The organism is Ideonella sp., from assembly GCF_044358605.1.
Classification (GTDB): domain Bacteria; phylum Pseudomonadota; class Gammaproteobacteria; order Burkholderiales; family Burkholderiaceae_C; genus Ideonella.
In genome coordinates, this window is record NZ_JBIKNQ010000008.1 from 1 (window position 1) to 18,097 (window position 18,097).

General features: G+C 64.0%; 16 protein-coding genes and 1 pseudogene. 10 read left to right on the forward strand and 7 right to left on the reverse strand.

What is annotated here, in order from left to right:
• Both ACIQ3Q_RS04420 and ACIQ3Q_RS04425 read left to right on the forward strand, forming a co-directional pair.
• Nucleotides 1-139 (forward strand): annotated as a pseudogene (locus ACIQ3Q_RS04420) (IS5/IS1182 family transposase); the annotation flags it as partial.
• Nucleotides 140-209: 70 nt separating this feature from the next.
• Entirely contained in the window at nt 210-1,271 is a 1,062-nt protein-coding gene (locus ACIQ3Q_RS04425; protein ID WP_396267776.1) for a hypothetical protein, read from the forward strand.
• A gap of 55 nt (nt 1,272-1,326) precedes the next feature.
• Here the strand turns inward: ACIQ3Q_RS04425 and ACIQ3Q_RS04430 are convergent, their stop codons facing one another.
• Nucleotides 1,327-2,511, reverse strand: a complete 1,185-nt coding sequence (locus ACIQ3Q_RS04430) for a hypothetical protein (protein ID WP_396267777.1) — start codon at nt 2,509-2,511, stop codon at nt 1,327-1,329.
• A 106-nt stretch (nt 2,512-2,617) separates the two neighbouring features.
• Complete coding sequence (locus tag ACIQ3Q_RS04435; protein ID WP_396267778.1) at nt 2,618-4,006, reverse strand: undecaprenyl-phosphate glucose phosphotransferase; 1,389 nt, start codon at nt 4,004-4,006, stop codon at nt 2,618-2,620.
• Nucleotides 4,007-4,287: 281 nt separating this feature from the next.
• Here ACIQ3Q_RS04435 and ACIQ3Q_RS04440 point away from each other — a divergent pair, with 281 nt between their 5' ends.
• From ACIQ3Q_RS04440 to ACIQ3Q_RS04475, 8 genes are read left to right on the forward strand one after another with little or no spacing between them, the layout of a single operon-like run.
• Nucleotides 4,288-5,235 (forward strand): EpsD family peptidyl-prolyl cis-trans isomerase, encoded by a 948-nt coding sequence (locus ACIQ3Q_RS04440; RefSeq protein ID WP_396267779.1) that lies wholly within the window; start codon nt 4,288-4,290, stop codon nt 5,233-5,235.
• A 20-nt stretch (nt 5,236-5,255) separates the two neighbouring features.
• On the forward strand, nt 5,256-6,083 hold the full coding sequence (epsE, locus tag ACIQ3Q_RS04445; RefSeq protein ID WP_396267780.1) for a polysaccharide export protein EpsE: 828 nt from the start codon (nt 5,256-5,258) through the stop codon (nt 6,081-6,083).
• A gap of 10 nt (nt 6,084-6,093) precedes the next feature.
• On the forward strand, nt 6,094-7,518 hold the full coding sequence (epsF, locus tag ACIQ3Q_RS04450; protein WP_396267781.1) for a chain length determinant protein EpsF: 1,425 nt from the start codon (nt 6,094-6,096) through the stop codon (nt 7,516-7,518).
• Nucleotides 7,519-7,521: 3 nt separating this feature from the next.
• Nucleotides 7,522-8,430: a polysaccharide biosynthesis tyrosine autokinase gene (locus tag ACIQ3Q_RS04455; protein WP_396267782.1), complete on the forward strand. Its 909-nt coding sequence runs from the start codon at nt 7,522-7,524 to the stop codon at nt 8,428-8,430.
• 13 nt (nt 8,431-8,443) lie between these two features.
• Nucleotides 8,444-9,322 carry an exosortase B gene (gene xrtB, locus ACIQ3Q_RS04460; protein ID WP_396267783.1) on the forward strand — a complete coding sequence of 293 codons (879 nt, stop codon included), beginning with the start codon at nt 8,444-8,446 and terminating at the stop codon, nt 9,320-9,322.
• Entirely contained in the window at nt 9,319-10,029 is a 711-nt protein-coding gene (gene epsI, locus ACIQ3Q_RS04465; protein WP_396267784.1) for an exosortase-associated protein EpsI, B-type, read from the forward strand. The genes xrtB and epsI overlap by 4 nt, the downstream gene beginning before the upstream one ends.
• A complete protein-coding gene (locus ACIQ3Q_RS04470) occupies nt 10,026-10,799 on the forward strand; it encodes a WecB/TagA/CpsF family glycosyltransferase (RefSeq protein ID WP_396267785.1) in 774 nt (257 codons plus the stop codon). Before epsI ends, ACIQ3Q_RS04470 begins: the two co-directional genes overlap by 4 nt.
• Nucleotides 10,796-12,274: a lipopolysaccharide biosynthesis protein gene (locus tag ACIQ3Q_RS04475; protein ID WP_396267786.1), complete on the forward strand. Its 1,479-nt coding sequence runs from the start codon at nt 10,796-10,798 to the stop codon at nt 12,272-12,274. Before ACIQ3Q_RS04470 ends, ACIQ3Q_RS04475 begins: the two co-directional genes overlap by 4 nt.
• Here ACIQ3Q_RS04475 and ACIQ3Q_RS04480 read toward each other — a convergent pair.
• From ACIQ3Q_RS04480 to ACIQ3Q_RS04500, 5 genes are read right to left on the reverse strand one after another with little or no spacing between them, the layout of a single operon-like run.
• Nucleotides 12,255-13,283, reverse strand: coding sequence for an acyltransferase family protein (locus tag ACIQ3Q_RS04480; RefSeq protein ID WP_396267787.1), 1,029 nt, complete (start codon nt 13,281-13,283; stop codon nt 12,255-12,257). The genes ACIQ3Q_RS04475 and ACIQ3Q_RS04480 overlap by 20 nt on opposite strands.
• Nucleotides 13,280-14,251: an NAD-dependent epimerase/dehydratase family protein gene (locus ACIQ3Q_RS04485; protein ID WP_396267788.1), complete on the reverse strand. Its 972-nt coding sequence runs from the start codon at nt 14,249-14,251 to the stop codon at nt 13,280-13,282. The genes ACIQ3Q_RS04480 and ACIQ3Q_RS04485 overlap by 4 nt, the downstream gene beginning before the upstream one ends.
• A complete protein-coding gene (locus ACIQ3Q_RS04490; RefSeq protein WP_396267789.1) occupies nt 14,248-15,918 on the reverse strand; it encodes an FAD-dependent oxidoreductase in 1,671 nt (556 codons plus the stop codon). The genes ACIQ3Q_RS04485 and ACIQ3Q_RS04490 overlap by 4 nt, the downstream gene beginning before the upstream one ends.
• A complete protein-coding gene (locus ACIQ3Q_RS04495; protein WP_396267790.1) occupies nt 15,911-17,068 on the reverse strand; it encodes a glycosyltransferase family 4 protein in 1,158 nt (385 codons plus the stop codon). Before ACIQ3Q_RS04495 ends, ACIQ3Q_RS04490 begins: the two co-directional genes overlap by 8 nt.
• Nucleotides 17,061-18,092 carry an NAD-dependent epimerase gene (locus ACIQ3Q_RS04500; RefSeq protein WP_396267791.1) on the reverse strand — a complete coding sequence of 344 codons (1,032 nt, stop codon included), beginning with the start codon at nt 18,090-18,092 and terminating at the stop codon, nt 17,061-17,063. The genes ACIQ3Q_RS04495 and ACIQ3Q_RS04500 overlap by 8 nt, the downstream gene beginning before the upstream one ends.
• Nucleotides 18,093-18,097 lie beyond the last annotated feature (5 nt).

An 18,097-nucleotide genomic window follows, 5' to 3' on the forward strand; every position in this document is an offset into this window, starting at 1 on the left:
CAAGACAGTGGGCAGCATTCGCCAAGTGATGGTGCGCGGCCTCAAGCGAGTGGACCAGATGTTTGTGCTGACCATGGCGGCCTACAACCTGGTGCGCATCCGCAACTTGGGAGCAGTCCGTCTGCAGCCCGCGCAGTGACCAGAAATCAGCCTGAATACGCGCGAAAGCCGCACCAAACCAACGAAATTCAAGTCCCTCGTCCCACATCATGGAAAACCCAGCTCCCCGGCTTAGCGTCGAGGTGGAGACACTTCGGAGCAGGGGAGTTTTTCAGCAGCCTGCTAATGCCGAAAAATCTACTCCCAAGGACATTTGTACAGTCGCCATCAATGCAGCAATAGAAGCGCATAAGGCAAAGGAGTCGATCGGGCACGGCTTCAAGGCTATGCAGTATATAGCCAACGCTGGCGACTCCATGAAAGAGGCTATTGAAAAAGGCACCCTTTCTAAAGCTGGATATAATGAATTGACGACTAGAAATGCAGAATTTTTAGAGAAAAACAACAAGCGCGCCCAAACATCACGGCCAGAAGAATATTTCGCCGATATCAAAACCCCTTTCTATACCTCCCTGGCGAAGGGCTGGGACTTTATCGCTGAAAAATGCAACCATGTCAGCAATTACTCAACCACCATCGAACCCATCCTCACTCAACTGAAAAACACCACCAATATTACAAACATTCAATCAGACGACAACATCGAGAAAGTAGATTCTTTCTTTGAACAAACCCAAAGCGAAGCCGGCTTTTTAAACGATCACAACAATGGTCAAGAGACAAAAGCGGTTAAGGATAATTTCCTTGAAATATCGAACATTTCACAGGGGCTGCGGGCCTTGCTGAAGCCTAAAAGTATCCCATCCATTACGGAAGACCGCAACTCTGCGCCACCATCGCACCACACCCAAGGAACCCTTTCATTCCAACCATCAATATTTGCTCAATTCCCCCCCTCCAATCACCATTACTCAATCCATTTCAATCTCAAGGATTTCAGCCTTTCCAGCCTGCATTCTTTTATCCAATGCCATTTACAGGATTCTATCCGCCGACCCAGCTCCAGGAATCAACAGCTCAAGGTGAGATGTCAATGGAGCCCTCCCACCGTTTCCAGCACAATCCCAAACAAGAAACAGACGAACGAAAGAAATGAGAGTGGAAGCGACTCGGAAAGCGAAAGCTCACTGCCACCTCTTCACTCGGACTTCCTCCCGAACAAGCCTGGTCCCGATACTGCCGATGAAGGCGGCGGCGCCCCGCTAGCTTGAATCACGCTGGCTTTGTAGCGCCCGCACGCCGCCGAGGGCGATGCCCTTGATCCGCTCAGCGCAACCAGAACTGCCCGGCGCAGCCGTAGTCCGTGGCGGCAAACGGGTAGCTCAGGCCGGCAATGTCGCCGTCTACGGTGCGGCGGGTCCAGTTGGCTGAGCACGACAGCCCCACAGAGCGCAGGGGCTTGTAGCTGAGCGTCAGGCCCAGGCTGTCGGTGCTGTCGCGGCCTTGGCGGGTTTGTTGCACCAGGCCGCTGAAGGTGTTGTCCAGCGTGCGTTGGGCGCGCAGCGCTTGGGCGTCGAGCTGAACTTTGGGGCTGAGCCGCCAACTGGCACCTACGCTGGCGGTGGTGCGCAGCAGGGTATCGGCGCTGCTGAAGGTGGCTTCGGTGGCGCCTGCGTTGCTGTCGCGAGCCAAGCGGGTGTTCAACTGCAGCTTTGCCGTGGGCTGCCAGCGCCAAGCCAGAGAGCCCAGCCAGTTGGTGCTGTCGCGCACGGTGGCCAAGCTGTGGGTCTCGCGCGACAAGGCGACCGAGGCGGACACGTTGCTGGCACCGCTGATCTGCCAAAAGGCCACCCCCTGCAGTTCTTTGCGGCGGAAGTCGTCGTCGGCCAAACCCTCCCGGGTAAAGGAGCCGTCAATGCCGCGCACCACGCCGCGGAAGAACAGGTCGAGGCTGGGCTGGTAGCGCAAGCCCGCTTCGGCCGTGAGCCAGCGCTGGTCGCGCACGGACAGCGGCACGTTGGTGTAGCGGCTGTCTTGCAGGGTCAGCGTGCCTTCGGCCGTCCACTGGGTGACCACACCCACGCGGGCGGACACAAAGGCGCGGCTGTCGCGGCGCAAGCTGCGCTCGGTTTGCACCAAGCCGAGTTGGTCGTAGCGGTAGAGGCTTTGCTCGGTGGCCGCACCGACTTCGCCAAACACACGCTCGGCGGCCTCGAAGGCCAAGGTGGCGTCTAGCTTAAGGCTGGTGTGGTTGAACTGGCTGAGGTGGCGGTACTGCACCGCGTCGGCACTGGCGCTGGCTTTAAGGCTGCCCCGGCCCACAGGGGTATCCAGGCTCAAGCGCAGGCCCGACAGGGAAACCCAGGCTTCTTGTTCACTGCCGTCCGGTGCGCGCAGCACGTTGGAGTCGTGCAGCAGCTGCTGCGAGACCCCCACGCCAAGGCCCGTGTCTTGGCCCAGCGCAGGCAGCGCCATACCCAGCGCCAATGCCAGGGGCAACAGGCGTGGCACCAGCAGGGAGCGCGGCGCGCGTGTGGGGCAAGCGGCTTGAAGAGCGCGGGGGCAGCAGCGTGGCATGGCAAAAGGTGCGCAGGTGAAGGCGCAATGAGGCACGAGATCAGTAAGCGCCGCGATCAAAGATCATGAGCTTGACGGTGCGCACAATGATCAGGAGGTCGAGACCCAAAGACCAGTTGCGCAGGTACTCCAAGTCGAACTCTACGCGACGGGCCATTTTGTCGAGGGTGTCGGTCTCTCCACGCAGGCCATTGACCTGGGCCCAACCGGTGATGCCGGGCCGCACTTTGTGGCGAGCCATATAGGCTTTGACAACCTTGGCGTAGTGCTCGTTGTGGGCCACGGCATGGGGCCGGGGGCCGACGATGCTCATGCGGCCTTGCAGCACGTTGACGAACTGGGGCAATTCGTCCAGCGAGGTGCGGCGCAAGAAGGCCCCAAACTTGGTGACACGCGGGTCGCCCTTGGTGGCTTGTTTGACGACGGCGCCGTTGTCCATGGTGCGCATGGAGCGGAACTTGTAGACCTTGATGATCTCGCCGTCCAAACCGGTGCGGTGCTGCCGGAAGATGACCGGCCCCGGTGAGCTGAGCCGCACGCCGAGGGCAATAAGCAGCAGCAGCGGCGCAATCAAGACCAAGATGATGCTGGCCAAAACGATGTCGCTGAGGCGTTTGATCAGGCCATTGACCCCGGTAAAGGGTGTGACGGTCAGGCCCACCACCGGGATGCCACCAATGTCTTGCAAGCGGCCTTGGATGATGTTGACGCCAAACACATCGGGCACAAAGTGCAGCGAGGCCGTGGTGTTTTGCAACGAGGCCATCAGGTTCATGATGCGCGGCTGCGAGGTCAAGGGCAGGGCCACGAACACGTCTTTGACACCGTGCTTGTCGATGAAGTCGGGCATGGCTTCCAAGCGCCCTACGACATGGGCCTCTGGCGGCAAGCGGGCAGGCTCACGGTCATCAAAAAACCCTAGGCACTCGTGCGGCGGCACGGCGTGTTGAGTGAGCATCTCTGCCACCCGCAAACCCAGGTGGTTGGCGCCGGCAATCACGGCGCGGCGGCGCGCCTCGGGTTTGCTGGCCTGGTGCCTAAACCACAGCGTGCCAGCTTGGGTGCACAGCCACAGGCACACGGGCGTGGAGATCGCCCAGGCCAAGAGCATATTGGGGTTGAGTGCGTCAAGCTTGCCCACGGCAAAGCCCAACAGCCACAGCACAAAGAGCACGCCGTACCAGGAGATGAGGATGTCAATCGCAGTGGCCACCGGGTTGCGACCAAAGCGGTTGAGCCCCGGGAAGGTCAGCACCGCCACGATGGTGATCAGGCCCATGCTCAGGCCCTCAATGGGCTGATCCCAGAGGCGCAGGCAGACCAGCAGGCACAGCGCGGAGATCACCGGCTCCAGCACAGCGGCAATCACCGAAGGGATGGACGGGGGAGCGCTCAGAAACCGCTTTTTGGCACTGCGTTCTTCAAACATGGAGGGGGCGCGACAACATGCGACAAGTGTAAAGGGGGCCACTTTCTAGAAAACACCGGGCCACCTCAAGTTTTATCGCCCCGCACAGGGGGGCGGGTTGAATGGCACAAAACTGTCGCCTCTGTTCGGAGTTTGTCTACTTCGATGTGAAAAATTCCCCAATGCCTCCGGAAACAAAACTCCCGAAGGGGTCGCCGCTTAGAATGGCGTAACAGGTTGTACCAAATTCACGTGACCGGGCGCCCTGACCGCCCGTTTTTTGTTTCTCAAGGCTTTGTCCCATGCAATTGCTACGTCCTATCTTGGTGGCCACGGTCTTGTCCGCCTCACTGCTGGCGGCCTGCGGCGAAAGGGCCAAGGTGGCCACCCAGGCGGCAGCGCGGGTCAATGACGGCGAGATCACGGTCCACCAGATCAACCAAGCCCTGCAACAGCAGCGGGGCTTGAAGCAAGAGCAGCTCGACACGGTCAGCCGCCAAGTGCTGGAGCGTCTGATTGACCAGGAGTTGGCGGTCCAGAAGGCCGTCGAGCAAAAGCTGGACCGCGACCCCAAGGTGATGGCGGCCATTGAAGCCGCCAAGCGCGAGATCATTGCGCGAGCCTACGCTGAGCAGGTGGCCGAGGCCGTGACCAAGCCCACCGCCCAAGAGGTGCAAAAGTATTACGACGACAAGCCCGCCTTGTTTGCCAAGCGCCGGGCCTACACGCTGCAGGAGTTCAACCTGAAGGCCGGCAGCATTGACACGGCCGTGCTGGACGCCAAGATGACGCAGGCGCGCAGCGGCGCCGAGGTGGCTGCAGCCCTGACCGCCATGGGCCTGACCTTTGAGGTGGGCCAGAGCACGCAGGGGGCTGAGTCGCTGCCCATGTCGCTGGTGGACAAAATGGGCGCCATGACGGTGGGCCAGAGCTTGGTGATCTCGCAAAGCGGCAAGCCGGTGAAGGTGCTGCACATTGCCGCCGCCCAGCCCGGCCCGGTGAGCCTGGCCCAAGCCACCCCGGCCATCGAGCAGTTCATCTTGAATGAACGCAAGCGACAAGCCGTGGAGGCCGCCATCAAGGCGGCCCGCAGTGCCGCCAAGATCGAATACCAAGGCAAGTTTGCCGAGCCTGCCGCCAGCGCCGCCAGCGCTGCGGCGGCCGCGCCGCCCTCCGCACCTGCACCCACCCCCGCCGCCAGCCAAGGCCTGGACGACGCCACCTTGAAGAAGGGCATGGGCCTTAAGTGAGCGCCCGTGAGATGACGATCATGAACAAGTTTCTCCCCTCGCTGTTGTTAGGCCCGCTGCTGGTGTGTGCCACCCTGCCCCCAGCCCAGGCCATGACGCCCACCACCGAAGCGGCGCAGGCCGAATACCGCTTGGGCGGCGGGGATGTGATCCGCATCTCGGTCTACCAAAGCCAAGACCTGAGCTTGGAGACGCGGCTGTCTGAAACCGGCGTGATCTCCTTCCCGCTGGTGGGCGCGCTGATGCTGGGCGGCCGCACCGTCGGTGAGGCCGAGCAGGTGATTGCCGCCGCGCTGAAGAAGGGCGAGTTCGTGAAGAACCCGCAGGTCAATGTGGTGCTGATGCAAGCGCGCGGCAGCCAGGTCAGCGTGCTGGGCCAGGTGAACCGGCCCGGCCGCTTTGCGCTGGAGAACGGCGGCACCAAGCTCTCTGATGTATTGGCGCAGGCCGGTGGCGTGCTGCTGAACCAGGCCAGCGACGAGGTGGTGGTGGTGGGCACGCGCGAGGGCCAGGCCTTTCGCAAGGTGATCGACCTGCCCGAAGTGCTGGACGGCCGCCGCCGCTATGACGACATCGTGCTGCAAGGCGGCGATGTGGTTTATGTCGAGCGTGCGCCGGTGGTCTACATCTACGGCGAGGTTCAGCGCCCCGGCCAATTGCGGCTGGACCGTGGCATGACGCTGCTGCAAGGCTTGGCCGCAGGCGGTGGCTTGACGCAGCGCGGCACCGACCGCGGCATTCGCATTCACCGCCGCAATGAGGCGGGCCAGGTCGAGGAGATCCAGCCCAGCATGACAGAGCCTCTGCGCGCTGGCGATGTGATCTTTGTTCGAGAGAGTTTGTTCTAAGGCGGCCGGTATGAATTTTTCGCAATTTGTGGCCATTTTGCGGGCACGCTGGAAGCTCTCCGCCGCGCTGCTGGCCCTGGTGGTGCTGGCCACGGCGGCCTTCAGCCTCTTGAGCCCCAAGCGCTACACGGCCAGCGCCAGTGTGGTGGTGGACGTGAAGCCCGACCCGATCACCGGCATTGTGCTGGGGCAGATGCTGAACCCTTCGATCATGGCCACGCAGGTGGACATCATCCAGAGCAGCCGCGTGGCCACACGCGTGGCGCGCAACCTCAAGCTCAATGACAACCCCTTGGTGCGCGAGCAGTGGCAAGAAGCCACGGGCGGCGCGGGCGATATCAACGACTGGCTGGCGCGCAACTTTCTGACCCAGCTTGAAGTGCGCCCCTCGCGCGAGAGCAATGTGATCAGCATTGGCTTCCAGGCGCCCGACCCGGCTTTCGCGGCGGCGCTGGCAAATGCTTTTGTACAGGCCTATATCGACACGGCGGTGGAACTGCGCGTGGACCCCGCCAAGCAATACAGCGGCTTTTTTGACCAGCGCGCCAAAGACGCCCGCGACGCCCTGGAAGCAGCCTCTAGCCGCTTGAGCGCGTTTCAGCGCGACAACGGCATCGTGGGCTCAGACGAGCGCCTGGATGTAGAGACGGCTCGCCTGAATGATCTCTCCAGCCAACTGGTGATGATGCAGGCCATCTCCTCAGAGAGCCGCAGCCGCGAGGCCCAGGCGGCCGGAGGCAAGGGCGACCGCCTCAGTGAGGCCATGATGAACCCGGTGGTGACGAACCTGAAGTTCGAGCTGAACCGAGCCGAGGCCCAACTGCAAGAACTGAACACCCGCCTGGGTGACAAGCACCCGCAAGTGGAGCAAGCGCGGGCCAGTGTGGCCGAGATGCGCAGCCGCTTGAATACCGAGCTGCAACGCTCGACCAGCAGTGTGGGGGTGACGGCGTCCATCAACAGCTCGCGCGAAGCGCAAACGCGCAGCCAACTGGAGGCCCAGCGGGCCAAAGTGCTGAAACTCAAAGAGCAGCGCGACGCCATGGCGGTGTTGCAGCGCGATGTGGAGAACGCCCAGCGCAGCTATGACACCATCGTCGGCCGCTTGAACCAAACCCTGCTGGAAAGCCAAACCCAGCAGAGCAATATCAATGTGCTGAGCCCGGCCACGGTGCCGCTCAAGCCCTCGTCACCCAAGGTCTTGTTGAACATCGCGCTGGCGATGTTTGTGGGCACGCTGCTGGCGGTGGGCCTGGCGCTGGTGCGCGAGCTGCTGGACCGCCGCGTGCGCTCGACCACCGACCTGATCGACACCTTGGGTGTGCCGGTGCTGGGCGTGGTGCCCAAGCCCATCTTGGCGCGGGGCCGCCCCTCGCTGATGGCGCAGCGGGTGATCTCGGGCCGCCTGGCCTCTAACCGCTCGGCAAAGGCTTGAGTCATGACTGATCAAGACAAGGCCTCGGGCCAGACCCACTCCACCTTCGGCTCGCTGCCCAGCAGCGACGACATCCGCTCGATTGGCGACATCATTCGCGACACGCGGGCCCTGAGCGCGGCGCAGGTGGCCGAGATCCTGCAGCACCAGCGCCTGCATGGCCTGAAGTTTGGCGAGGCCGCCATCAAACTGGGCTATGCCTCGCCCGACGATGTGCTGCATGCCCTGGCCGAGCAGTTCAACTATGCGGTGGCCGATGGCGAGCAAACCGCCGCCCACCCGGAACTGGTGGTGCTGAACCAGCCCTTCAGCCAGCAAGCCGAGGCCTTCCGGGCCACGCGAGCGCAAATCTTGATGCGCACCCAGGGCGAAGAAGGCGCGCCCAAGGCCAAGCGGGCGCTGGCCATCCTGAGCCCCAACTCGGGCGACGGCAAAACCTTTTTCGCTGCCAATCTGGCGGTGGCCCTGGCCCAGTTGGGTGGCCGCACCCTGGTGGTGGATGCCGACCTGCGCGGGCCACGCCTGCACGAGGTTTTTGGCGTGGACAACAACTCCGGGCTTTCGGGCTTGTTATCGGGGCGTCGCGGCGACAGCGTGATCAAGTCGGTCAAGGGCATCAGCAATTTGTTTGTGCTGCCCGTGGGCATTCAGCCACCCAACCCGCTGGAACTGATTGAGGGCGCCGCCTTTGGTTTGCTGCTGCATGAGTTGCTGAACAAGTTTGACCATGTGGTGGTGGACACCCCAGCGGCCGAGTTTGGCGCCGACAGCCTGGTGGCCGCAGCCCGCTGTGGCGTGGCACTGATCGTGGCGCGCAAAAACTCAGTGCGGGTGGACGACCTCAAAGCCCTGGTTCAAGCCCTCAGCGCCAGCACCGCCAAGGTGGCGGGCGTGGTAATGAACGAGTATTGAACTCGCCCGCCCCGTGACCGCTCTGCCTACGCTGCGCTGGAAGGACCATGCCCCTTGGCTGGTCTTGCTGGCGGGGCTGTGCGCGCTGTATGTGCCCACGCTGGTGGGCTTGTTCAGCGGGGTCTGGGCCGATGACACTCAGGGCCATGGCCCCATCATTTTGGCGCTGGCTTGCTGGCTGATTTACAAGCGCTGGGATCAGGTAGACGCTGTGGGCGGTGCAGGCCCAAAGCCACTGCTGGCTTGGCCGCTGTTGGCGGCATCGGGGCTGCTGTATGCAGTGGGGCGCTCTCAAGGCATTTTGCTGTTTGAGGTGGGTTCCATGATCCCCATGCTGCTGGGCACGGTGCTGCTATTTCGCGGCACCCAGCAGGCACGGGCGATTTGGTTTCCACTGTTCTTCATGCTGTTCATGATCCCCCTGCCCGCTTTGCTGGTGGATGCGATGACTGCACCGATGAAGATGGCCGTGTCCTATGTGGCCGAGCACATTCTCTATGCCGTGGGTTACCCGATTGCGCGCACCGGGGTGATCTTGCAAGTCGGGCCTTATCAGATGCTGGTGGCCGACGCTTGCGCGGGCCTGCACACCTTGTTCACCTTGGAGGCCTTGGGCCTGTTCTATTTGAACTTGGTGCAGTCGGCCTCGCTGTTCCGCAACATGACCTTGGCCGTGCTGATCATTCCCATCAGCTTTTTGGCGAATGTGATCCGGGTGATGGTACTGGTGCTGATCACCTATCACTTTGGTGACGAAGCTGGGCAGGGCTTCTTGCATGACTTTGCAGGCTTGGTTTTGTTCTTGAGCGCACTGCTGTTGATCTTGACGGTGGACGGCGCTGTACATTGGGTGGACAAGCGTTTGAGCCGCCGCCGTGAGGCCCGCGCATGAAGACGCAGACCGACCGCTCTTTGCGCCAAGCCCTGCTGGCCGCGCTGCTGATGGTGCTGTGCGCCCTGCTGGCCTGGAGCCTGACGCCACGCCGCAAGCTGGTGGAGGTGCAGGGCCACATGCAGTTGGAGCAGATGATGCCCAGGGCCTTTGGCGACTGGACCGAGGTGGCCGTCAACCACACCACCGTGGTCAACCCGCAGCAGGCCGAGATGCTGAGCCGTATCTACAGCCAAACGCTGAGCCGGGTCTATGTGAACGGCCAAGGCCAGCGGGTGATGTTGTCGCTGGCCTATGGCGAAGACCAGCGCGATGGCATGCAATTGCATTACCCCGAGGTCTGTTACCCGGCCCAGGGCTTCAGGCTGCTGGCCCAAGAGAAAGGTACCCTGCAGCTGGGTACAGCGAGCTTGCCGATCAAGCGGCTCTCCACCCAATTGGGCACCAGCCGCCGCGAGTCAGTGACCTATTGGACACTGGTCGGCGACCAGCCGTTCAGGGGTGGCATTGCCAAGAAGCTGACCGAGATGCGTTACGGGCTGCGCGGCGTGATCCCCGATGGCTTGCTGTTCCGCGTCTCGTCCATTGAGCTGGACCCGGCCGAGGGTTATGCCGTTCACCAGCGATTCGCGGAGAGCCTGTTTGCGGCTTTGCCCGCCGCTGACCGCGCCCGCCTGATGGGACAGGCGACCACACCCCAGCCATGACCCCAGAAGAAAAGTTCACAGAGACTCCGACCACCAGTTCCTGGCAAGGCTGCTGGCAGCAATTGCTGGAAGCGCTGGTGGTGGTTCGCCAGCCCAGCGACATGGAGACCCAGCTATTTGAGCCCCTGCGCCACCTCACACGCCCCACCGTGATGGCGTTTGTGAATGCCCATGCCATGAACAGCGTGGTGGGGCATCAACGCTTTGGTGAGGCTTTGGCTGGTGCTGACCTGCTGCTGCGGGATGGCGCGGGCATGCGCCTGCTGCTGCTGATGCTGGGCCGCCACCCCGGCGTGAACCTCAACGGCACGGACCTGATCCCTAAGCTGCTAGAGCGCTATGAGGGCCGCCGGGTGGCTTTGTATGGCACCGTGGAGCCCTATCTCTCCAAAGCCGCGCGCTATGTGCAGCGCGACCTGGCGCATGGCGCGCAGATGTTCACCTGCCACGGCTTTGGCTCGGCCGCAGATTACGTGGGGCAGGCTCAGCGCGACCGGCCGGACATCATCGTGTTGGGCATGGGCATGCCCAAGCAAGAGACCATTGCGGCCGAGCTTCGCCGCCAATTGCAGTACCCGTGCCTGATCGTGTGCGGGGGCGCCATCATCGACTTCATGGGCGACCGCTTTGACCGCGCCCCGATGTGGATGCGGCGCTGTGGCTTGGAGTGGCTGTTCAGGCTGCAGCGCGAGCCCAAGCGCTTGTTCAAGCGCTATGTGATTGGCAATCCCGCCTTCTTGCTGCGCAGCTTGATGCTGATGGCCCGATGACGGGGCTGGCACGAACCGGCGCCAAGGCCGTGAAGTGGGGCACGCTGACCACCGTGGCTCGCTTTGGATTGCAGTTCCTGGCTCAGGTGATCCTGGCCCGCATGTTGGGGCCGGAGGTCTACGGCATTTTTGGCCTGGGCATGGTGGTGCTGACCTTGGCCACATTTGCGTCCAACTTGGGGCTGGGGGCCAGCCTGCTCTACCGCGACGGCATCACCGAGCTCGATATTCGCTTTGCCTTCACCTGGCAGATGTTGGCCGGCGGCACGGCCACGCTCGTGCTCTGGTGGGCAGCGCCGTGGATCGCCACCTTCTTCCATGAGCCCCGTGCGGTCGAGGTGGTGCGCTGGCTGGGCCTGACTTGCGTGCTGGCATCGGCCAGCGCGGTGGCCACCACGCTGGCGCAGCGCGCACTCAAGTTCCGGCAAGTGGGCCTGATCCAGGTGGGGAGTTATGCGCTGGGCTATTTGGGCGTGGGCGTGCCCATGGCCTGGATGGGCCACACCACCTCCGCACTGATTGCGGCCTGGCTGGTGCAAACCACCGTGACCACCGTGGCGATGCTGCGCCTGCAGCCGCACCCGTGGCGGCCGCTGCTGCGCTATGCCGGCCACCGGGCCTCAGCCACTGAGGGGCGCAATTTGGTGCTCACCAATATCGTGAACTGGATGTTGAGCAATGTAGACAAGGTGCTGATCGGGCGCCTGATGCCCGTGCACGCCGTGGGCCTCTACAACATGGCCGCCAATTTGGCGCTGATGCCCAGCACCATGCTGCTGGGCACGCTGCAACCCACGCTGACGGCGCTGTATGGACAGGCCAAGCATGCCCCTGAGCGGGTGCAGGCCGCGTATTTGCAGTCGCTGGCTTTGGTGGGGGTGTTTGTGCTGCCGGTGTGTCTGGTGTTGGCCTTCATGGCCGAGCCGCTCATGCTGGTGATCTACGGTGAGCGCTGGATTGGCGCGGGCGCGATTTTGGCGGTCTTGTTTTTGACCGTACCCGCCTACCTGGCCCAAGGCCTGGGCACGCCTTTGCTGTGGACACTGGGCCGCGGTTTGCAAGAGCCGCTGGCCCAACTGCCCGCCTTGGCCTTGGGCGCGGTGAGCATCTACTTGGCAGCGCCCTTGGGGGTCACTGCCATCGCCTGGGCTGCCCTGGGCATCATGGTGATGCGCATGCTGGGCATCACGGTGGCCACGCTGTCCGCCTTGAAGCTGCCTTTGAGCGCCGTGTTGCCCGTACTAGGCCGCAGCCTGGCCTTGTCAGCGCTGACGGTGTTGGTGGCCTATGGTGCTCAACGCTGGACACAGCAGTTGGGGGCAAATGTGTGGCAGCAGTTGCCGGTGCTGCTGGCCCTGCCGGCGGTGCTGTGGTGGACCTGCTGGTGCTGGTGGCCTCAATGTTTTGGCGACCAAGCCCGCGAAGGCTTGCGCCGCTTGCTGCGACGCCCGGCGGCTACGACAAGCGCGCCTTGAGGGCGCGGGTGCAGGGGCGCTCGACCCAGCGGTAGATGACATCGGCCACCACAGGCACGACCAGCAAAGACAGCAGCACTGCCAAGGCCGCCGAGGGCCAGCCTGCCCGCACCAGGGCCGCCACCAGCAGGGGCACCACAAAGGTGTGGCCGAGGTAGATGGCATAGGAGATATCGCCACCCCGGTTCAGCCATGCCGCGCCAGGCGCCCGCTGGAACCAAGGCTCCATGCCCATGGTGCCCGCCACGATGAGCGCCGCTGGCACACCTGACACCAGCACCCCGGGCCAGCCCGGCGTGGGCAGGCCCAGAGCCCAGATCGCCCAACCGAGCGCGGCCATGCCCAGCGACAGCAGCGGGCCCAGGCGCTCAATCGGTGCCCGCAGCGAGGCCAAGACCAGGCCCAAGGCAAACTCTAAGAAGATGGACTGGGCCCAAAAAGCCCAGGCGCTGTCTGGCCCGCCAAGTTGGGCCAGGCCCACCACGGCGGCATAGCACAGCAGGGTCCAGGGCAAGGCGGGCACGCGCCACAGCAGCGCAAGCGCATAGATCGCGTAGAACAGCATCTCGAAGTTCAGCGTCCAGCCCACTTGCAGCAGCGGAAAGAAGGCCCCCGCCGCGTCCCGGTGCGGCCAAAACGCAAAGGAGGCCAGCAGGTGAGAGGGCTCCAAGCTGTTGCGCAGGGCCAGGCCCGGCAGCAGCAGCAAGATCACCAGCTTGGCCAGCGTGTAGAGCCAATACATGGGCACGATGCGGATCAAGCGGCGCAGCAAAAAGGTCTTGGCCTCGGCAACGTTGAGCTGACCCCAAGGGCCGCTGACCGGGCTGGTGAGGCCCATCACAAAGCCGCTGATGACAAAGAAGATGTGCACCCCGAAGCCGCCGGCATGCCAGTAGTCGGTGGTGCTCACACCTTGGGTGCGCTGGGCCATATAGAGGCTGGCGTGCATGGCCACCACCAAACTGGCGGCCACAAAACGCAATCCTTGAAGACCGATGTAGTGCGTCATGGCGGCGGTAAAAAATCGTCCAGCATCTGGGCGTAAGGCGTCCACTCGAGCGACCCCCACGGCGGGCTGTGGCGCACATCAAGCCGGATCTGCTGGCCCCAAAGCGCGGCCACCGAAGGCGCCATGCCCGGCGGCAGGGCACGCCCGAAGAACCGCCCTTGAAGACCTAGGCGCTCGGCCACTTTGAGCGGCACGCCGATGAGGCGCGAGATGCACCACAGCTGCCGCGCACTCAGGCGCGGCAAGGGGGCAATGTTCAAGCGGCCGGCAGCGTCGGCGAAGTACTGATTCCAGCGTGGGGCATCCGGCGCAGCCAGGTTGCAGGCCACGCAGGTCGTGGGCTCGGCGGTCTGCAGCCAAGTGGCGGCCTGCACCACGGCCTGAGCGACATCGCGCACATGAACCAGGTTGGACCAGCCATCGCCTTGTGCGCCCAGGTCGCCTAGGTGCCCGGCCTGCAGCCAGCGCGCCACGCGGGTGGTCCACAGGGGGCTGCCCGGCCCCACCACACAACCCGGCCGCAGCAGCACAGCGCGCCCGCCCTGCTCGGCCCATTGGCGCACTGCGGCTTCGGCCTGGATCTTGGCCTGGCCGTACCAGCCCAAGCTGGCTTGCAGCGGCGTGTCTTCGGCCAGCCAGCCCTCTTGCGCGCCGTAGACGGCTTGCGAGCTGAGGTGTACCAGATGCCGCACCCCAGCATGCCGCATGGCGCGGGCCAAGGCTTGTGCGCCTTGGGTGATGACGGCCCCGCTGCCAGTGGTGGCATTGACCACCACGTCGATACCGGCCAGAGCTTGCAGCAGGCTGGGCTCATGCAGCACATCTAAGGCGCAGCTGCTGAGCTGGGCCTCGGGCGTGAGCTGTGGCTGACGCGAGGCCACCACCACGGCATGCCCTGCCGCGAGCAAGGCTTGGGTGATCTCGCGGCCCACAAAGCCGCTGCCGCCGAGCACCAAAAACGTCGTCATGCCCAGCCCTCCGTGCGGCCACGTTGGCCAATGTGCTGGGCCAAGCGCAGCGCCAAAGCCACGATCAACAAGGTCGGGTTGGCTTGGCTGCTGGACGGGAACACCGCACTGCTGGCAATGAAAAGGTTGTGCACACCGTGAACCTGAGTATCTGCGTTAACCACGCTCTGCTGCGGGTCTGCCCCCATGCAGGCCGTGCCGATGTGGTGGCCACCATAGGCGCCATAGCGCGTGAGGTCGCGCTCCAGGGTCTCTGGGTCAAAGTGGAAGGTGCCCACACCGCCTTGCAGCAGGGCCTGGCCCATCACGCCCAATGAGCGCGCCACGCCGTCGATATCCGCAGGGCTGTAGCGCCAGTCGATGTGGAGCTGACGCTGGCCCAGCGCATCGACACCCTCGCCCAGGCTGACGCGGCTGTCCAAGCGCGGGATCTGCTCGGCATGGACTTCCAGGCTGAAGCGGTTGCTGGTGTTGCGCAAGATAACAGAGGGGAACTTGCGCTCGGCCAAGGTGCGGTGGCGCAGCCAGTGGGCCAGGAAGGCGCTCGTATCCAGCGGGTCGGCCAGCACATTGCGCAGATGGCGCAGCAGATGCGTGGCGCCATGCGCCTCACCATCATTCAGGCGCTTGCCGTATTCATAGCTGATGAAGCGCCGCGCCAAGCACAGGCCCGAGAGCACGCCGCTGCGATGAGCCGGGTCGGTGATCTTGGGGAAGTGCAGGCGCGCCACCATGTTTGGCAAGCTCATCTCGCGCTGTACGCTAGGCCGTACTTGCAGGCGGCGGCGTGTGTAAGCACCCAGCGGCGAGCGGGCATAGCCGTGATGCACTTGCGCGCGCGGTAGCGTGACTTTCAGCTCACCCACATTGCCCGCGATGTGGCACATATAGCGGCGCCCCACCAGGTCGGCGTGGTTACCTATGCCTGCAGGCTGCACATCGTTGCTGGCCAGCAGCAAGCGCGGCACTTCCAGCCCGCCGGTGGCCAGCACCACCACACGCGCCCGGGCGATGGCGCGGCGACCTTTTAAAGACTGCACCGTCAAAGACTGAACTTCTTGGCTCGCGCGGTCCAACTGCAGATGCGTGACGTTGGCATGGGTCAGCACCCGCACCGTCGGCGCCAATGCCAAGCGGCGCGCATAGCGCTGGCCCATGTCGGTGGGGCAGGAGAAGCGCTCTAGGGTGTCGGTGCTGACCTGTGCCGATGCAAAGCCCGCAAACATCGGCGGCATGAAAGCATTGGCCGGGTGCGTGGCATCGTAGTGCGGCTCGCCGGCTTCCAGCAACTGCGTGGCTTCGGCATAGTGGGCGGCCAGCTCGGCATGCGGCAGCGGCCAGGCGGTGTGCGGCAGATAGGGCCGGGCTTCGAAGTCGATGTCATCAAAGGGCACGCAGCGGCCACCCCACAAGGTGGTGGAGCCGCCCCAGCGACGCTGGCGGTAGGTGTCGGCGGGGCTGTGCAAATCGGGGTTGGCCACGCTGCCTTGATACAAGGCTTGCGTGGCCGCCTCGGCCTGCAGGCCGCCCGACTCCAACAGCAAGACCTGCACGCCCTGCTCGCCCAGCGCCAGCGCCAAGCTGATGCCCGCCGCACCACCGCCCACGATGCAAACATCGGCCTCCAAGGCGTCGGCGCCACCAGCTTGGTCGAAGTCTTCAATCATGCGGCATGCCCTCCACCGGCCGGGCGGCATGGCCAAAGCAGCGCCAATGCACGGCAGCCACGGCGTCGGCGAAACGGCTCAGGGCGTAACGTTGTTCATAAAGGGCCAGGCCGCGCTGCTCTAGACGCTGGCGCAGGGCGTCGTCGCCCAGCACTGCATCAATGCCCACCGCGAGTGCGGCAATGTCGCCGGGCGGCACCAGCCAAGCGTCTTGGCCATGCTGCAAGGCCTGCGGGATCTCGCCCACCGGCGTGGCAATGACGGCTACGCCCTGGCCCAGCGCCTCCAGAATCACCAGGGGCAGGCCTTCGTCATAAGACGGCAGGGCCAGGGCATCAGCTTGGGCCAGGTGTTGGGCGGCCTGGGCTTGGTCGGCCCAGCCGACAAACTGCACCTGGGCTTGCAGGCCCAGGCTTTGTGCCAGGGCTTGGTAGTGGGCTACATCGCCGCCACCCACAAACACCGCGTCAAGCACGCCTTGCTGGGCCTGCCGGCTTTGGGCCAGGGCGCGCAGCAGGTCGCTCACGCCCTTGCGCTCGCTCAAGTTGCCCAAGAAGACTAGGCGCCGACGCGGACTGTGGCCTTGAGGCTCGGCGCGGCGCTGGGTGGGCTGGCGCGGCACGCCGTTGACCACAATCTCAACGCGCTCGGGCGGCACGGCCAGGGTCTGGGTGACGAAGCGGCGGCCCGCCTCACCCAAGACCACGCAGCGGGTAGCCAAGCCAAAAGTCCAGCGCACCGCAGCCTGAACGGGCCGGGGCAGTTGGGCATAGAAGTGGTGCAGTTGCGCAGCATGCAGGTGCAGCACCACAGGCACACCCAAGGCCCGGGCCCCCATCACCACCGCGCATTTTCGGAACAGGCTCAGGCGCTCGGCCATGTTGACATGCACACCCACCAAACGCCCTGCCCTGCGCTGCACAGCCATGCGCCACAGCGCCCCCAGCAACACCCCGGCCGAGGCCAAGGCGCTGCCGCCGCCTCGGGTGTCCAACGGCACCCAATGGGCGCGCGCCGCCGCAGGCACCCGAGCCGGAGTTTGGCTTTGGTTCAGGTAGTCAGCCACCTTGAACATGCCGCCGCCGATGGGGTGCCAGGGGCATGCGATGAAGATGATCTTGTCGGTGGCGGGCACGCGGGCTTCAGACATGGTGATAGCGGCGGTACCACTGCACAAAGGCTTGCAGGCCGGTAGCCAGCGGGGTTTCGGGCTGGAAGCCAACCCAGGCCTGGAGTTTGTCCGTCTGCGCGGCAGTGACCAAGACATCACCGGCTTGCATGGGCAGCATCACCATCTTGGGCTCACGGCCAATGGCCTCGGCCAAGGTGCTGATGAATTGCATCAAGGGCAAGGGCTGCTGGTTGCCGATGTTGAAGACGCGGTAGGGGGCGTTGCTCTCGGCGGCTGAAGGGGCATGCGGGTCATAGCCAGGCAGGGGCGTGGCGGGCTTGGCGGCCACGCGCAGCACGGATTCGACGATGTCGTCGATATAGGTGAAGTCACGCAGCATCTGGCCGTGGTTGAAGACCTTGATGTCGCGGCCCTCCAAGATCGCGCTGGTGAACAGCCAGGGCGCCATGTCGGGCCGACCCCATGGGCCATAGACGGTGAAGAAGCGCAAGCCGGTGGTGGGGATGTTGTAGAGGTGGCTGTAGGCATGCGCCATTAACTCATTGGACTTCTTGGTGGCGGCATACAGGCTCACCGGGTGATCCACCGCGTCGGTCTCGCAGAACGGGGTCTTCAGATTGCCACCATAGACGCTGGAAGAGCTGGCATAGACCAGGTGCTGAACCGGGTGACGGCGGCAGGCCTCCAGCACGCTCATAAAGCCTTGCAAGTTGGCACGCACATAGGCATGCGGGTTCTCTAGGCTGTAGCGCACACCCGGCTGGGCCGCCAGATGGATGACATGGGTGGGCTGAACCTCGGCCATCAAGGCCATCAAGGCATCGGCGTCGGCCACATCCAGCGGCACAAAGCGAAAGCCTGGCTGACCCTGCAGCGTGGCCAAGCGGTCTTGCTTCAGGGAGACGGCGTAGTAGTCGTTCAGGCTGTCCACCCCGATGACCGCATGGCCCTGGGCCAGCAGCGCCGCCGCCGTGTGCATGCCGATAAAGCCCGCCACACCGGTTACCAAGTAGCAGGAGGTCGAAGAAGTGACGGTCGTCATGGGGA

Coding starts and splice junctions, on each gene's coding strand:
- epsE (WP_396267780.1), top strand. CDS start 5,256: ATGAACAAGTTTCTCCCCTCGCTGTTGTTAGGCCCGCTGCTGGTGTGT.
- epsI (WP_396267784.1), top strand. CDS start 9,319: ATGAAGACGCAGACCGACCGCTCTTTGCGCCAAGCCCTGCTGGCCGCG.
- ACIQ3Q_RS04495 (WP_396267790.1), bottom strand. CDS start 17,068: ATGTCTGAAGCCCGCGTGCCCGCCACCGACAAGATCATCTTCATCGCA.
- ACIQ3Q_RS04485 (WP_396267788.1), bottom strand. CDS start 14,251: ATGACGACGTTTTTGGTGCTCGGCGGCAGCGGCTTTGTGGGCCGCGAG.
- ACIQ3Q_RS04500 (WP_396267791.1), bottom strand. CDS start 18,092: ATGACGACCGTCACTTCTTCGACCTCCTGCTACTTGGTAACCGGTGTG.
- ACIQ3Q_RS04455 (WP_396267782.1), top strand. CDS start 7,522: ATGACTGATCAAGACAAGGCCTCGGGCCAGACCCACTCCACCTTCGGC.
- ACIQ3Q_RS04440 (WP_396267779.1), top strand. CDS start 4,288: ATGCAATTGCTACGTCCTATCTTGGTGGCCACGGTCTTGTCCGCCTCA.
- epsF (WP_396267781.1), top strand. CDS start 6,094: ATGAATTTTTCGCAATTTGTGGCCATTTTGCGGGCACGCTGGAAGCTC.
- ACIQ3Q_RS04435 (WP_396267778.1), bottom strand. CDS start 4,006: ATGTTTGAAGAACGCAGTGCCAAAAAGCGGTTTCTGAGCGCTCCCCCG.
- ACIQ3Q_RS04470 (WP_396267785.1), top strand. CDS start 10,026: ATGACCCCAGAAGAAAAGTTCACAGAGACTCCGACCACCAGTTCCTGG.
- ACIQ3Q_RS04490 (WP_396267789.1), bottom strand. CDS start 15,918: ATGATTGAAGACTTCGACCAAGCTGGTGGCGCCGACGCCTTGGAGGCC.
- ACIQ3Q_RS04425 (WP_396267776.1), top strand. CDS start 210: ATGGAAAACCCAGCTCCCCGGCTTAGCGTCGAGGTGGAGACACTTCGG.
- ACIQ3Q_RS04475 (WP_396267786.1), top strand. CDS start 10,796: ATGACGGGGCTGGCACGAACCGGCGCCAAGGCCGTGAAGTGGGGCACG.
- ACIQ3Q_RS04480 (WP_396267787.1), bottom strand. CDS start 13,283: ATGACGCACTACATCGGTCTTCAAGGATTGCGTTTTGTGGCCGCCAGT.